Here is a 13,370-nt window from a genome sequence, read left to right on the forward strand (position 1 = left end):
TACGGCGCGACGCCCCGCGCACGCCGGGCGCGTCGCGCGCCGATAGGATTCACGGGCAGACGAATCGAAGGGCACGTTCATGGCCGGCATCGAAGAGGTCGCCCGGCTGGCCGGGGTCTCCACAGCCACCGTCTCGCGCGCCCTCAGCGGCAACGCCCACGTCTCCCCTGCCACCCGCCTCAAGGTGGAGGCAGCGGCCCTGGAACTCGACTACGTGGTCTCCTCCAATGCCTCGAGCCTCGCATCCGGTCGCACCCGCAACATCGGCGTCGTCGTGCCGTTCCTCAACCGCTGGTTCTTCTCCTCGGTGCTCGAAGGAGCCCAGCAGTCCCTGCTGCGGCACGGCTACGACCTCACCCTCTACAACCTCTCGGGCGACGGCGACGAGCGCCACAGCGTGTTCGAGCACTTCCTGCTGCGCCAGCGGGTGGACGCCGTGATCGCCATCTCCCTCGAGCTCACCGAGAGCGAGGTCACGCGCCTGCACGCTCTGCGGAAGCCCCTCGTGGGCGTCGGCGGGCCCATCCCGGGCGTGCGCACCCTCACCGTCGACGACACCGCCGTCGCACGCCTGGCCACCGAGCACCTCATCGGACTCGGCCACACCCGCATCGCCCACATCGGCGGCACCCTCGAGTTCGACCTCGACTTCCACCTCCCCACGAACCGACGACTCGGCTACGAGCATGCGCTGACGGATGCCGGAGTCGAGATCGACCCGTCATTGTTCGCGCCGGCCGACTTCACCATCAAGGGCGGGTACCACGCGGCCAAGCAGCTGCTCGGGGTGCCGCACAACCGACCGACGGCCATCTTCGCCGCGTCGGACGAGATGGCCATGGGCTCGCTCCTCGCGGCCCGCGACCTCGGCCTGGTCGTGCCGCGCGACGTCTCGATCGTCGGCATCGACGACCACGACCTCTCGGACTTCTTCGGCCTCACCACGGTGGCGCAGTTCCCCCGGGGTCAGGGCGAGAAGGCCGCCGAGATGCTCATGGAGGAGCTGGCGCCGTCGCCGCTCGCCGAACTGCCGGCCACGACGCCGCTGCCGTTCGAGCTGAAGGTGCGCTCGAGCACGGCGCGTCCGCCGGCCTAGCGTTGATCGAGGAGCGCCGCCGCAGGCGACGCGTATCGAGATCACAGTCGGCCTGATCTCGATACGTGGCCGACTTCGTCGGGCACTACTCGATCAGCGGGAGTTTCGTCGGCACCACTCGATCAGCGGAAGGGACGGCTGGATCGGTAGGCTGGGAGCATGGCTGATTCCACGTTTGACATCGTTTCCAAGGTCGACAAGATGGAGGCGGAGAACGCCGTCAACCAGGCGCGTAAAGAGGTCGAGCAGCGCTACGACTTCAAGAACGTCGGCGCCTCGGTCGAATGGAGCGGCGAGAAGATCCTGCTGAAGGCCGCCACCGACGAGCGCGTCAAGGCCGTGCTCGAGGTCGTCGAGTCGAAGTTCATCAAGCGAGGCATCACGCTGCGCTCGCTCGACACCGGTGAGCCGTACCCCTCGGGCAAGGAGTTCCGCATCGAGATCGAGCTGAAGAACGGCATCGACAGCGAGAACGCCAAGAAGGTGTCCAAGATCATCCGCGACGAGGCGCCGAAGAGCGTCAAGAGCCAGATCCAGGGCGACGAGCTGCGCGTCTCCTCGAAGAGCCGCGACGACCTGCAGGCCACCATGGCCCTGCTCAAGGGCAAGGACCTCGACGTCGCCCTGCAGTTCGTCAACTTCCGCTGAGTCCGATGACGAATGCCGCAGCCGGCGCCAGCGCGCCCGGCGGCCGCCAGCCGGACGCAGGCCAGCCCGGCGCCGGCCAGCCGGGCGTCGACGTTCCCGACCGGCGCGGACGCACCGGGCTCGACAGGGCCGGCCTCGACCTCACCGGCAACCCGCGCGTGCGGGTGCGCGACGTGCGCCTGCTCACCTCGAACTGGTACGTGACCCGGGTCACCACCTTCGACTTCCAGCGCGGCGACGGCACCTGGTCGACCCAGGAGCGCGAGACCTACGACCGCGGCGACGGCGCCTGCATCCTGCTCTACGACCTGGAGACGCGCAGCGTCCTCCTCACCAGCCAGTTCCGCTATCCGGCCTACGTGAACGGACACCCCGACGGTGACCTCATCGAGGTCGTCGGCGGACTGCTCGACGACGATGACGCCGAGACCGCCATCCGCCGCGAGGCCGAGGAGGAGAGCGGGGTGCGCGTCGGCGCCGTCGAGCACGTCTTCGACGTCTACATGAGCCCGGGCTCCGTCACCGAGAAGCTGCACTTCTACGCGGCCCCCTACGACGCCGATCGCACTGCCGGCGGCGGGCTCGCCGATGAGGGCGAGGACATCACCGTGCTCGAGGTGCCCTTCGACGAGGCACTGGCGCGCATCGGCGACGACATCATCGACGCGAAGACCATCATGCTGCTGCAGTGGGCTGCGCTGCGCGGTCCGTTCGCCCGCTGAGCGGCGGCATCCGGCTGATCCCGCGGCATCCGTCAGCGCACCTGCCCGCGCGTAACCCCTCGCCCACCTATCCCCGCGCCATCTCGCGGGGATCTGCGCCAGTTGATGTGGCGCACAACCCCCGGAAACGGCGTGCGGGCCGGGGAAAGCCGCCGACGCCCGTTGACGCTCAGTTCGGCGCGTAGCCGCTCAGCCAGCGCGTGATCGCGGCCATCGCCGCTTCCCTCGCCGGCGGCGCCGACAGCATCACGTCATGCAGGGCGCCGGCGATGCGCGCGACGGTGACGGTGGAGCCCAGCCTGAGCGACCGGGCCGCGATGTCGTCGACGACCAGCACAGAGTCGCTCGAGCGCATGGCCGCCGACCAGCGGGGGGCGATGGTGGAGCGATCCGACATCATCGAGAGCACCGGCGCCTGGATGTCGAGCCCGGCCGCGACCCGCGCCTGCCCGGAGAAGATGGCGCTCAGCCACGCGGGGTGCACCGGGAAGCCGCGCACGGGGCGCCAGGCGTCGTCGTACTCCCACTCGCCGTCGCCGGCGGCCTTGGAGACGGCACGCGTGTAGAAGCCGAGGTCGACGTTGGGCATCGGCGCGAGCGGATTCAGCCGAGCCTCGGCTCGAGTGAGCGGCGCGATGGCCTGCCGGCCGAGGGCGCTGGCCTGGAACTCGAGCCAGGCGCTGTTGAGCACCACCCCTCGGGTGCGATGCGGATGCCGCGCCGCCCAGAGGCTCAGGGTCAGGCCTCCGGTCGAGTGGCCCATGAGCACGAGCGACCGCCCGCCGAGGTCGTCGTGCACGGAGTGGCCCATCGCGGCGAGCGCCGCCTCGATGTCCTCGTCGTACGTATTGAGGTCGGTCACGAAACCCGGCGTCTGGTGGGGACGCAGGCTGCGGCCGTACTTGCGCAGGTCGAGGGCGAAGAAGCGCGCGCCCTTCTCATGCCAGTAGTCCGCCACGTGGGTCTGGAAGAAGTAGTCCGACCAGCCGTGCACGTAGAGCACGTCGATGCCGTGAGCCGGCCCGTGCCCGGGCAGTTCCAGGGGCAGGCCGCGTCGGCGCACCAGGGTGGCGACGACCTCGCCCTCGGAGTCGTCGGCGAGCGGCAGAGTGAGCTGCTCGTATCCGCGACCCAGCACATCCGGCTGCCATCCGTGCGATCTGACCACCCCTTCACTCTAGGAGGGCAGGAACTCCAGGAGGGGCGCCTCCCCGTCGTGCCGCGCCCCGACAGTAGAGTTCCCTCACGAGCGAAGGAGCACGCATGATCGACCGCGCCCGACTGGCGACCCTCACCGAGCGCGAGGCGTCGGTGTTCGCCGAGCGCAACCCGAAGTCGGCTGCCGCCTACGCCGAGGCCGGGCATCTGTTCGGTCGCGTGCCCATGACGTGGATGAACAAGAAGGCGGGCGCGTTCCCGCTCTACGTCGAGAGCGCACGCGGCAACCGCGTGGTCGACCTCGACGGCAACGAGTACCTCGACTTCGCCCTCGGCGACACGGGCGCCATGGCGGGCCACTCCCCTGCTCCTGTCGTCGACGCCGTCGGCCGCCGCATCTACGAGCAGGGCGGCATGACCATGATGATGCCGACGACGGATGCCGAGTGGGTCGGCGCCGAGCTCTCCCGCCGGTTCGGCATGGACGCCTGGAGCTTCGCTCTGACGGCGACGGATGCCAACCGCTGGGCCATCCGCCTCGTGCGGGCCATCACCGGCCGCAGCAAGATCCTGTTCCACTCCTACTGCTACCACGGCAGCGTCGACGAGTCGCTGATCGTCGTCGGTCCCGACGGCAAGGGCATGGACCGGCCGGGCAACGTCGGAGCTCCGGTCAAGGTCACGAAGACCAGCCGCGTCGCCGAGTTCAACGACATCGAGGGCCTCGAGAGGCAGTTGGCCCACGGCGACGTCGCCGCCGTGCTCATCGAACCGGCGCTCACCAACATCGGCATCGTACTTCCCGAGCCCGGCTACCACGACGCCGTTCGGCGCCTCACCCGAGAGCACGGCGCGCTGCTCATCATCGACGAGACGCACACCTTCTCGGCCGGGCCCGGCGGGGCCACCCAGGCGTGGGCCCTCGAGCCCGACGTCGTCGTCATCGGCAAGGCCATCGGCGGCGGCATCCCGAGCGGCGCCTACGGTCTCTCAGCCGAGCTCGCCGAGCGCATCCTGAACCGCACCGACCTCGACATCGTCGACATGGGCGGGGTCGGCGGCACCCTGGCCGGATCCCCGCTCTCGGTCGCAGCGATGCGCGCCACTCTCGAGGAGGTGCTGACGGATGCCGCCTTCGAGACCATGATCGCGACCGCGACGGCCTTCACCGACGGCGTACGCGAGATCATCGCTGAGTTCGAGCTGCCGTGGTCGATCAACCAGCTGGGGGCGCGGGCCGAGTACCGCTTCGCGACGCCGTATCCGACGAACGGAACGGATGCAGCAGCCGCCGCCGACCCCGAGCTGGAGGACTACCTCCACCTGGCCCTGGCGAACCGCGGCATCCTGCTCACGCCGTTCCACAACATGGCCCTCATGTGCCCGACGACGTCGCTCGACGACGTGGCAGCGCACCACGCGGCTCTGCGCGAGGTCGTGGCGGAGCTGGTCGCCTGAGCCCGCTCGCAGACGCAGCGACGACGTCGCCGCCGAAGCGGAGGGACCGGGGCGGAATCGCGCTTCGGCGCGCTCGCTTCGCTCCCGTGCCTCTGCGAGCGGGTCAGCGCAGCGTCAGCCGCGCGAGATCTGCACCATCTCGTCGCGCGGAACGACCTTGATGCGCACGCGACCCTCGGCCTCGCCGAGCGCCTTCTCGTGCTCGTCGAGGTTGTGCCAGCCGTCGAGGTCCGTGTAGGCGATGCCACGCTCGTCGAGCAGTGCGACGATCGACTCCTCCGACGGCGACTCGGGGCTCCACCAGTTGCCCAGGTCGTTGATCAGGTGCTTGATCGTCTCCATCGCGTCCGACTTGGTGTGGCCGATGAGGCCGACGGGGCCGCGCTTGATCCAGCCCGTGGCGTAGACGCCGTACATCTGGCGCGACTGGCCCGACTCGGCGTCCTTCACGAGCACCTGGCCCTCGTGGTTGGGGATCACCCCGCGCTTCTTGTCGAACGGAACGCCGGGCAACGGCGAGCCGAAGTAGCCGACGGCGCGGTAGAGCGCCTGGATCGGCAACTCCCGCACCTCACCGGTTCCGACCACGCCACCCTCTCCATCCGGCGCCGTGCGCTCGAAACGGATGGCGCCCACCCGGCCCGTGCCGTCGTCGACGAGTTCGAGCGGCTTGGCGAAGAAGTGCAGGTGCAGTCGGCGGGACGCCTGGCCGACCTCGCGCTGGCGCCACTGCTGCAGGGTCTTGTCGATCACGAAGACCTGCTTGTTGCCGCTCACGGCGGCGCGGGCCGCGTCGTCGTAGTCGAAGTCCTCGTCGTGCACGATCATGTCGACATCGCGCAGTTCGCCGAGCTCGCGCAGTTCGAGCGGGGTGAACTTGACGGATGTCGGGCCGCGACGGCCGAACACGTGAACGTCGGTGACCGGAGAAGCGGCGAGGCCGGCCCGCACGTTCTCGGGGATCTCGGTGGGCATCAGGTCCTCGACGTGCTTCGCGAGCATGCGAGCGACGTCGAGCGCGACGTTGCCGTTGCCGATCACGGCGACGGACTCCGCATCGAGCGGCCACTCGCGCGGGTAGTCGGGGTGGCCGTCGAACCAGCTGACGAACTCGGCTGCACCATAGGAGCCCTCGAGCTCGACGCCGGGAACCGCCAGATCGGCGTCGCGCACGGCACCCGTGGCGAAGATGACGGCGTTGTAGTGCTTCTTGAGGTCGTCGAGGGTGATGTCCTCGCCGAACCGCACATTGCCGAAGATGCGGATGTCACCGCGGTCGAGCACCTCGCGCAGTGCGTTGATGATGCCCTTGATGCGCGGGTGGTCGGGAGCGACGCCGTAGCGCACGAGCCCGTAGGGCGCGGGCAGGTGATCGAACAGGTCGATCGAGACGTCGAAGTTCCGTTCAGCTTTCAGCAGGATGTCGGCTGCGTAGATTCCGGCAGGGCCGGCGCCGACGATGGCGAGGCGGAGCTTGGTCATCGTGAGGGGACGTTCCTAACTGCTGCGTTCGACGATCGTGTCGGCGAAACGGATGAGCGCTTTCTTGACGGGGCCGTTGGGCAGGGTGTCGAGGCCGGCGACGGCCTCGCGTGCCCAGCGGTGGGCTTCGGCGAGGGTCGCCGCCGTTGCGGGGTGTTCGCGGAGCTCGGCGACGAGGGCGTCGGCTGCGGCCTCGTCGACATCGAGCAGGCCGATGACGCCGGCCTCGAGACGGAGGAGGAGGTCTGCGGATGCCGCATCCGTCACCGCTGCCTCGCGCAGACGGAGCAACGGGAGGGTGACGACGCCGGCGCGCAGGTCGGTTCCCGGGACCTTGCCCGTCTCCTCGGGCTGCGGCGACAGGTCGATGACGTCGTCGATGAGCTGGAAGGCGATGCCGATGCGCTCGCCGTACTCGATGATGGGCTGCTCGTACTCGCTCGCGGCGTTCGAGAATATGACGCCGGACTGGGCGGCGAGGGCGATGAGCGAGCCGGTCTTGTCGGCGAGCACGCGGATGTAGTGGTCGACCGGATCCTCGCCGTCGGCCGGGCCGACGGTCTCGTGCAGTTGACCGAGCACGAGCCGCTCGAAGGTCGTGGCCTGCAGACGGATGGCGCCCTCGCCGAGGCCGGCCATCAGCTGGCTGGCACGGGCGAACAGCAGGTCTCCGGCGAGGATGGCGACGGAGTTGCCCCACACCGTCTGCGCGCTCGGAACACCGCGGCGCTTGTCGGAGTCGTCCATCACGTCGTCGTGGTAGAGCGAGGCGAGATGGGTGATCTCGATGGCCGTTGCCGCCGTGATCACGTCGCGGTTGATGCCGTCGCCGAGGTGGGCCGTGAGCAGGGTGAGCATGGGTCTCACGCGCTTGCCGCCGGCGTTCAGCAGGTAGCGCGTCGTGACGTCGGCGATCTCGTCGGCGAATGCGACCTGCTCGCGCAGGCGCTCCTCGATCTCGTCGAGTCCGGCCTCGAGGGACCGGAAGAAGTCGCGGTCTGCTGGGGTGGCGCGCAGTCTGTCGCTCAGGCCCAACTGTGAGGCAAGCGCACTGCCGCGGCGCACGCTACGGGAAATCACACCCTCAGCCTACCGAGTGCGGCTGAGGGTTCGCGCCGAGCCTGCGGTCGACCTCCACCGTTCGATCAGAGGGCGAGGGGCTTGGTACCGCGGTGCAGCGCGACGACGCCGGCCGTGAGGTTGCGGTGCGCGACGTCGGTGTACCCGGCGGCGCGCAGCCAGCCACTCAGGGTGGGCTGGTCGGGCCAGTCGTTGATCGACTCGTTGAGGTAGTCGTAGGCGGAGTCGTTCGAGCTCGACAGCTTCACCAGCGGCGGCATCACGTAGCGCTGGTAGACGCCGTAGCCGAACCGCACGAAGCCGAGTGGAGGGGTAGAGAACTCGCAGATAACGAGGCGGCCGCCCGGCTTGGTCACCCTGAAGAACTCGGCGAGCGCCTTCTGCGGCTCGACGACGTTGCGCAGTCCGAAGGAGATGGTGACGGCGTCGAAGGAGGCGTCGTCGAACGGCAGCTTCGTGGCATCCGCCTCGACGAAGACGATGTTGGTCGCTCCGGCCTGGCGGCGGCGTCCGACCTCGATCATGCCCGGGGAGAAATCGGCTGCGGTCACCCAGGCGCCGCTCGCGGCGAGGGAGGCGCTGGAGGTTCCCGTACCGGCGGCGACGTCGAGCACCGATTCGCCGCGAACCGGTGCGACCGCACGGGTCGTGGCCCGGCGCCAGAGTGCGGCGTTGCCCATCGACAGCACCGTGTTGGTGCGGTCGTAGCTCGCGGCGACGTCGTCGAACATGGCGGAGACCTGCTCGGGCTGCTTGCGAAGATCGGCGCGCGTCATGTCTCGAGTTTAGGCGGCAGGCGATCCGTTCCGTCCCGCGCTGCGAACACCCTGACAGCGGGAACAGGATGCGTCTGCATGCGGTTACCGCTGACGACCCCAGTACGACGACGAAAGGCAACTCATGAAGAAGGCCATCTGGAACGGTGCGGTTCTCGCGGAGTCCGACGAGACCATCGAGGTCGAAGGGAACCAGTACTTCCCGGCTGCCGCCCTCGACCCGCAGTACTTCAGCGCCAGCGAGCGCCACACCGTGTGCTCCTGGAAGGGAACCGCCAGCTACTTCCACGTGACCGTCGACGGCACGCAGAACGCCGATGCCGCCTGGACCTACCCCGCGCCGCTTCCCGCCGCCGAGAACATCACCGACTACGTGGCCTTCTGGCGCGGGGTCGAGGTCGTCGACGCGTGACTTTCGCAACCGCTCGCCGAGAGCCGAGCGAAGCGACCGCTCGAAGCGCGCGCAGCTGGCGCTTCGGCCGCGGACTTCGTCCGGGCCTCAGCGAGCGGTGAGCGACGCGTAGGCTGAGATGGTGACGGCGACGGAGTCCCGGGTGCGGGCATTGCGAATCGAGACGACCCCCGTCGACGGCATCCGCTCGCTCCTCTTCTTCGCGGAGCAGCGCTCCCCGTTGCTCTGGATGCGCCGCGGCGAGGGCTTCGCCGGTGCCGGAGAGGCCCTGCGCCTCGAGTTCAGCGGCCCGACTCGGTTCACGGATGCCGCTGCCGCCTGGGCCGAGGTCGCCGGCCTCGCGCAGGTGCACGACTCCGTCGGCCTGCCGGGAACCGGTCTCGTCGCCTTCGGCACCTTCGGTTTCGCCGACGACTCGAGCGCCACCAGCGTGCTCATCGTGCCGGAGATCATCGTGGGCCGGCGCGGCTCCCACTCGTGGGTGACGCGGGTGTCCGCGGTGGACGCTGCAGACGGATCAGACGCATCAGCCCGCGCCGACGATCCCGTTGCCACGGCCTTCGGCGACGACTACAGGGTGACCTTCCGACCCGGCGAGCTGCCGCCGGCCGCCTTCATGGAGGCCGTCGCATCCGCTGTTCGGCATATCTCGGCATCCGACGCCCGCAAGGTGGTGCTCGCCCGCGATCTGGTCGGCACGGTGCCTTCGGGCAGCGACCTGCGCCGGGTTCTGGCCGAGCTCGCGCTCGGCTACCCGGACTGCTGGACGTTCTCGGTCGACGGCATGCTGGGATCGAGCCCGGAGACCCTGGTGCGCTCGGAGGCCGGCACGGTCTCGGCCCGCGTGCTCGCGGGCACGGCTCCGCGTGGTCGCGACGCCGTGACCGACGAGAACGTCGCGGCCAGCCTGTCGCGATCGCAGAAGGACCTCGCAGAGCACGGCTTCGCGGTGCAGAGCGTGCTCGCCACCCTCGGACCGCACACCACGCGCCTGCAGAACTCGCAGCCGTTCACCCTGCAGCTGCCCAACCTCTGGCACTTGGCGACGGACGTCGAGGGGGTGCTGCACGACGGCTCGACATCACTCGACCTGGTCGCCGCGATGCATCCGACAGCGGCTGTCGCGGGCACGCCGACGGATGCCGCCCTGACGATCATCCGCGAGCTCGAGCCCTTCGACCGCGGTCGCTACGCCGGGCCCGTGGGCTGGATCGACGCCCACGGCGACGGCGAGTGGGCCATCGCCCTGCGCTGCGCCCAGGTGGACGCCGATGACAGCGTTCGGGCATATGCCGGATGCGGCATAGTCGCCGACAGCGTGCCGGCCGAGGAGCTGGCGGAGTCGCGCATCAAGTTCCGGCCGATCGTCGAAGTGTTCGCCTGACCCGCTCGCTGAGGGCCGAACTCAGCGGGCACTCCCCTCAGCTGGCCGCCAGCCGCGCCTTCTCGTGCTCGACGTCGTACTCGGGCTTCGGCCACTGCGGGTCGATCGACTGCAGCGCGTCGATGAGCAGGTGCTGCACCGCCAGGCGGGCGTACCACTTGCGGTTGGCCGGAACGACGTACCAGGGAGCATCCGTCGTCGACGTCTCGTCGAACACGCGCTGGTATGCGGCCTGGTAGTCGTTCCAGAGCAGCCTCTCCGTCACGTCGCCGGGGTTGTACTTCCAGTGCTTGTCGGGACGCTCGAGGCGGGCTGCTAGCCGTTCCTTCTGCTCGTCCGAGCTGATGTGCAGCATCACCTTCACGATGACGGTGCCGTTCGCGACCAGCTCCTCCTCGAACGCGACGATGTCGTGGAAGCGCTGGGCGATCACGTCGTCGGGGGCGAGCTTGCGCACGGAGCCGATGAGCACGTCCTCGTAGTGCGAGCGGTCGAAGACTCCGATCTGTCCGGCGCGCGGCACCTCCCGGTGCACCCTCCAGAGGAAGTCGTGCGCCAGCTCCTCCTCGGTCGGCGCCTTGAAGGCATGCAGGTGCACACCGCCCGGGTCGACGGCGCCCACGACGTGCTTCACAATGCCGCCCTTGCCCGCGGTGTCCATCGCCTGCAGCACCAGCAGAACCGATCGCGTGCCGCCGACAGTGCTGTCGGCGAAGAACTTCTCCTGCAGGGTGGCGAGCACCTCTGCGCCCTCGGCGAGCGCTCCGACGGCGTCGCGCTTGCGCCCGGCGTAGCCCGGGGTGGCGTCAGGATCGGCGTCGGCGAGCAGGAACCCCGGCTCGACACGCAGCAGCGGCGCGGGATCCTCGCGCCAGAAGGTCTCGAATTCGGCCAACGGATGCCTCCCTGCGTCGCGGATTCCCCCATCCTGCCCTACGGGCGAGGGACTTCCCAGTGGTTCGACCGCGGACTCCGCCCGGGCCGCAGCGAGCGTGAAGGGCGTCAGCGCGGCAGCGGGACCTCGAGGATGGTGGGACCCGTGACGGGCGCTGTGAGCGCATCCGTCAGTCGCCCCTGGTTCTCGGCGCGCCGGTACTCCCAGCCGTACGCTGCCGCCAGGGCCGAGAGGTCGGCGGACTGGGGGGTGTAGAGCACGCGGTCGAAGGCATCGCGAGGAGCGCTGGCGGCGACCTCCAGGGTGTCGAAGATGGTGCCGCCGCCGTCGTTGCCGACCACGAGCAGCACTCGAGGGCGCACCTCTCCGGTCCCGATGAGCAGCGAACCGGCATCGTGCAGCAGCGTGAGATCGCCGAGCAGCACTCTGGTGACCCCGGGCGCTCCGCCGGCCTGACTGGCGACGGCGATGCCGAGAGCTGTGGAGACGGTGCCGTCGATTCCGGCGAGACCGCGGTTGGAGTGCACCCTGATGCGCTTTCCGGGCACGGCGCGGTCTGCGTCGCGGATGAGGCGCGACGCGCCGAACATCAACCTGTCGTGCGGCCAGGTGGCGCTCCACAGCGCCTCCACGAGCATCCGCCTGTCGATGGCCTTCTTCACGGCCGCGAGCTCCACCTTGAGGAACTCGCGCCGGGCGTCCACTCCCGAACCGAGCGGCACGAGCGAGTCGGTGCCGGCCTCGATCGCCGCGTCGCGCAGCGCCCGGCTCGTGGCCACCCAGCGTCCGATCCAGCGGCGCTCGTCGGTGGTCTGCTCGTGGGCCTCGACGCGCACGGCCGGGGCGAAGACCGCACTGTGGCCGGGGTCGTAGCCCTCGGCAGCGGTCGGGTTGACGACGATGGTCGCGACGCCCTCCCTCCTGAGCAGGGCGGGCACCTCCCGACTGAGCGTCGGATGCCCGAACACGACGGCGCGCTCGACGCGACCTCCGAAGTCCTCGTCGGCGAGCAACTCGCGGTACGACACGACGAGTTGAGGCCCGAAGCGCGCGCCGCTCGACAGCTCGGCGAGCAGCGGCCAGCCGCCGGCCCGCGCCACGGCCTCGGCCTGCTCCCCCGCTCCGTGCCCGGCGATGATGACGGTGCGCGGTCCCTGACTCAGGACGAGGGCGTCGGATGCGGCATCCGGGACGACGGCGGCATCCGGCGCGGGCGCGGGCGCGGGTGCATCCACCGCGGGCGCGTGGGTCGTTGCGCCTTCGGAACGCGGCGCGCCCGACGACAGCGGCTCGCGGTACTGCAGGTTGAGGTGGACGGGGCCCGGATTCGATGCATCCGTCGCCGCAGCGATCGCCCGGGCGGCGAGCGACGAGACGGCGGCAACGTCACCGGCACCGACCGGTGCGTCGACGTCGGCCTCGAGCCGAACCGCTCCCCCGAACATCCCGGGCTGCACCGTCGTCTGGTTCGCCCTGATCCCGCGCAGTTCGACGGGCCGATCGGCGCTCAGCACGACGAGCGGAACCCGGGAGTGATGAGCCTCGAGAACGGCAGGGTGCAGGTTGGCGACGGCCGTGCCCGACGTGGTCACGACCAGGGCCGGCACACCCGTCTCGATGCCCAGGCCGAGCGCGAGGAAGCCGGCGCCACGCTCGTCGAGGCGCACGTGCAACCGCAACACCCCGGCATCGGCCAGCGCCGCTGCGGCGAGCGCCAGGGCCTGGGAGCGTGATCCGGGGCAGACGACGACGTCGAGCACGCCGAGGCGCGCGAACGATTCGAGCAGCGCGAACGCCGCATCAGACGCTGGGCTCTCGCTGACGGGTGCTGGAGCCTCAGGCATCCGCGCGGCCGGGCTTGTCGCCGTCGGTGCGGTGGTCGGGGTCGACGTCGGTCTCGGGATCTTCAGCCTCGGCGCGAGCGTCGAGGTCGGCGAGCTCCTGCTCCATCCGGCGGATGCGCTCCTCCTGAGCGGCGTCGCGCTTCAGGCGACCGAGGAATTCGGGGTCGTCGTCGGGGGCGACGGTGCGAGCACCACCGCGCGCGCTCTTGGCACGACGACCACGGCCGACGAGGAACCAGAGCGCTCCACCGACGAGCGGCACGAGGATGATGACGAGCAGCCACACGCCCTTGGGCAGCCCTCGAACGCGGCGGCGGTCGAACAGTGCGCAGTCGATGATCGAATAGATCATGAACACGACGGCCGCCACAACGAGGCCGACGAGCAAACGAGTCATGGGGCAAGTCTAGGCATC

At 69.9% G+C, this 13,370-nt stretch carries 13 protein-coding genes; 6 read left to right on the plus strand and 7 right to left on the minus strand.

Features of this window, described 5'->3' with window-relative positions:
• The first annotated feature begins 79 nt into the window (after positions 1-79).
• From E4M00_RS08175 to E4M00_RS08185, 3 genes are all read left to right on the plus strand, one after another.
• The gene (locus E4M00_RS08175) at positions 80-1,096 is read left to right on the plus strand and encodes a LacI family DNA-binding transcriptional regulator (RefSeq protein WP_056169358.1); all 1,017 of its coding nucleotides are present in this window, start codon (positions 80-82) and stop codon (positions 1,094-1,096) included.
• Between the two features lie 159 nt (positions 1,097-1,255).
• Entirely contained in the window at positions 1,256-1,744 is a 489-nt protein-coding gene (locus tag E4M00_RS08180) for a YajQ family cyclic di-GMP-binding protein (protein WP_056169361.1), read from the plus strand.
• Between the two features lie 5 nt (positions 1,745-1,749).
• On the plus strand, positions 1,750-2,466 hold the full coding sequence (locus E4M00_RS08185) for an NUDIX domain-containing protein (protein ID WP_135120030.1): 717 nt from the start codon (positions 1,750-1,752) through the stop codon (positions 2,464-2,466).
• Positions 2,467-2,635: 169 nt separating this feature from the next.
• On the opposite strand, the gene E4M00_RS08190 is transcribed toward E4M00_RS08185, so the two are convergent.
• A complete protein-coding gene (locus E4M00_RS08190) occupies positions 2,636-3,634 on the minus strand; it encodes an alpha/beta hydrolase (RefSeq protein ID WP_135120031.1) in 999 nt (332 codons plus the stop codon).
• A gap of 95 nt (positions 3,635-3,729) precedes the next feature.
• Between E4M00_RS08190 and E4M00_RS08195 the strand changes: the two genes are divergently transcribed.
• Positions 3,730-5,082 (plus strand): transaminase, encoded by a 1,353-nt coding sequence (locus tag E4M00_RS08195; RefSeq protein WP_135120032.1) that lies wholly within the window; start codon positions 3,730-3,732, stop codon positions 5,080-5,082.
• A 114-nt stretch (positions 5,083-5,196) separates the two neighbouring features.
• On the opposite strand, the gene E4M00_RS08200 is transcribed toward E4M00_RS08195, so the two are convergent.
• From E4M00_RS08200 to E4M00_RS08210, 3 genes are all read right to left on the minus strand, one after another.
• On the minus strand, positions 5,197-6,564 hold the full coding sequence (locus E4M00_RS08200; RefSeq protein WP_135120033.1) for an FAD-dependent oxidoreductase: 1,368 nt from the start codon (positions 6,562-6,564) through the stop codon (positions 5,197-5,199).
• A 15-nt stretch (positions 6,565-6,579) separates the two neighbouring features.
• The gene (locus E4M00_RS08205; protein WP_420813428.1) at positions 6,580-7,644 is read right to left on the minus strand and encodes a polyprenyl synthetase family protein; all 1,065 of its coding nucleotides are present in this window, start codon (positions 7,642-7,644) and stop codon (positions 6,580-6,582) included.
• 65 nt (positions 7,645-7,709) lie between these two features.
• Positions 7,710-8,420, minus strand: a complete 711-nt coding sequence (locus E4M00_RS08210; RefSeq protein WP_135120034.1) for a class I SAM-dependent methyltransferase — start codon at positions 8,418-8,420, stop codon at positions 7,710-7,712.
• Positions 8,421-8,544: 124 nt separating this feature from the next.
• Between E4M00_RS08210 and E4M00_RS08215 the strand changes: the two genes are divergently transcribed.
• Both E4M00_RS08215 and E4M00_RS08220 read left to right on the plus strand, forming a co-directional pair.
• Complete coding sequence (locus E4M00_RS08215; RefSeq protein WP_135120035.1) at positions 8,545-8,832, plus strand: DUF427 domain-containing protein; 288 nt, start codon at positions 8,545-8,547, stop codon at positions 8,830-8,832.
• A gap of 118 nt (positions 8,833-8,950) precedes the next feature.
• The gene (locus E4M00_RS08220) at positions 8,951-10,216 is read left to right on the plus strand and encodes an isochorismate synthase (RefSeq protein ID WP_135120036.1); all 1,266 of its coding nucleotides are present in this window, start codon (positions 8,951-8,953) and stop codon (positions 10,214-10,216) included.
• 37 nt (positions 10,217-10,253) lie between these two features.
• On the opposite strand, the gene E4M00_RS08225 is transcribed toward E4M00_RS08220, so the two are convergent.
• The 3 genes from E4M00_RS08225 to E4M00_RS08235 all read right to left on the minus strand — a co-directional run bounded on the left by E4M00_RS08225 (position 10,254) and on the right by E4M00_RS08235 (position 13,352).
• Positions 10,254-11,111, minus strand: a complete 858-nt coding sequence (locus tag E4M00_RS08225) for a polyphosphate kinase 2 family protein (RefSeq protein WP_240036950.1) — start codon at positions 11,109-11,111, stop codon at positions 10,254-10,256.
• Positions 11,112-11,218: 107 nt separating this feature from the next.
• Positions 11,219-12,955: a 2-succinyl-5-enolpyruvyl-6-hydroxy-3-cyclohexene-1-carboxylic-acid synthase gene (gene menD / locus E4M00_RS08230; RefSeq protein ID WP_135120037.1), complete on the minus strand. Its 1,737-nt coding sequence runs from the start codon at positions 12,953-12,955 to the stop codon at positions 11,219-11,221.
• The gene (locus E4M00_RS08235) at positions 12,948-13,352 is read right to left on the minus strand and encodes a PLD nuclease N-terminal domain-containing protein (protein WP_135120038.1); all 405 of its coding nucleotides are present in this window, start codon (positions 13,350-13,352) and stop codon (positions 12,948-12,950) included. Before E4M00_RS08235 ends, menD begins: the two co-directional genes overlap by 8 nt.
• Between the last annotated feature and the right edge of the window lie 18 nt (positions 13,353-13,370).

The organism is Orlajensenia leifsoniae (genome assembly GCF_004570845.1).
In the GTDB taxonomy this organism is placed as follows: domain Bacteria; phylum Actinomycetota; class Actinomycetes; order Actinomycetales; family Microbacteriaceae; genus Orlajensenia; species Orlajensenia leifsoniae.

Excerpts from the sequence above, each read along its gene's own strand:
- E4M00_RS08175 (WP_056169358.1), top strand. The coding sequence starts at position 80 with ATGGCCGGCATCGAAGAGGTCGCCCGGCTGGCCGGGGTCTCCACAGCC.
- E4M00_RS08180 (WP_056169361.1), top strand. The coding sequence starts at position 1,256 with ATGGCTGATTCCACGTTTGACATCGTTTCCAAGGTCGACAAGATGGAG.
- E4M00_RS08185 (WP_135120030.1), top strand. The coding sequence starts at position 1,750 with ATGACGAATGCCGCAGCCGGCGCCAGCGCGCCCGGCGGCCGCCAGCCG.
- E4M00_RS08195 (WP_135120032.1), top strand. The coding sequence starts at position 3,730 with ATGATCGACCGCGCCCGACTGGCGACCCTCACCGAGCGCGAGGCGTCG.
- E4M00_RS08200 (WP_135120033.1), bottom strand. The coding sequence starts at position 6,564 with ATGACCAAGCTCCGCCTCGCCATCGTCGGCGCCGGCCCTGCCGGAATC.
- E4M00_RS08210 (WP_135120034.1), bottom strand. The coding sequence starts at position 8,420 with ATGACGCGCGCCGATCTTCGCAAGCAGCCCGAGCAGGTCTCCGCCATG.
- E4M00_RS08215 (WP_135120035.1), top strand. The coding sequence starts at position 8,545 with ATGAAGAAGGCCATCTGGAACGGTGCGGTTCTCGCGGAGTCCGACGAG.
- E4M00_RS08220 (WP_135120036.1), top strand. The coding sequence starts at position 8,951 with ATGGTGACGGCGACGGAGTCCCGGGTGCGGGCATTGCGAATCGAGACG.
- menD (WP_135120037.1), bottom strand. The coding sequence starts at position 12,955 with ATGCCTGAGGCTCCAGCACCCGTCAGCGAGAGCCCAGCGTCTGATGCG.
- E4M00_RS08235 (WP_135120038.1), bottom strand. The coding sequence starts at position 13,352 with ATGACTCGTTTGCTCGTCGGCCTCGTTGTGGCGGCCGTCGTGTTCATG.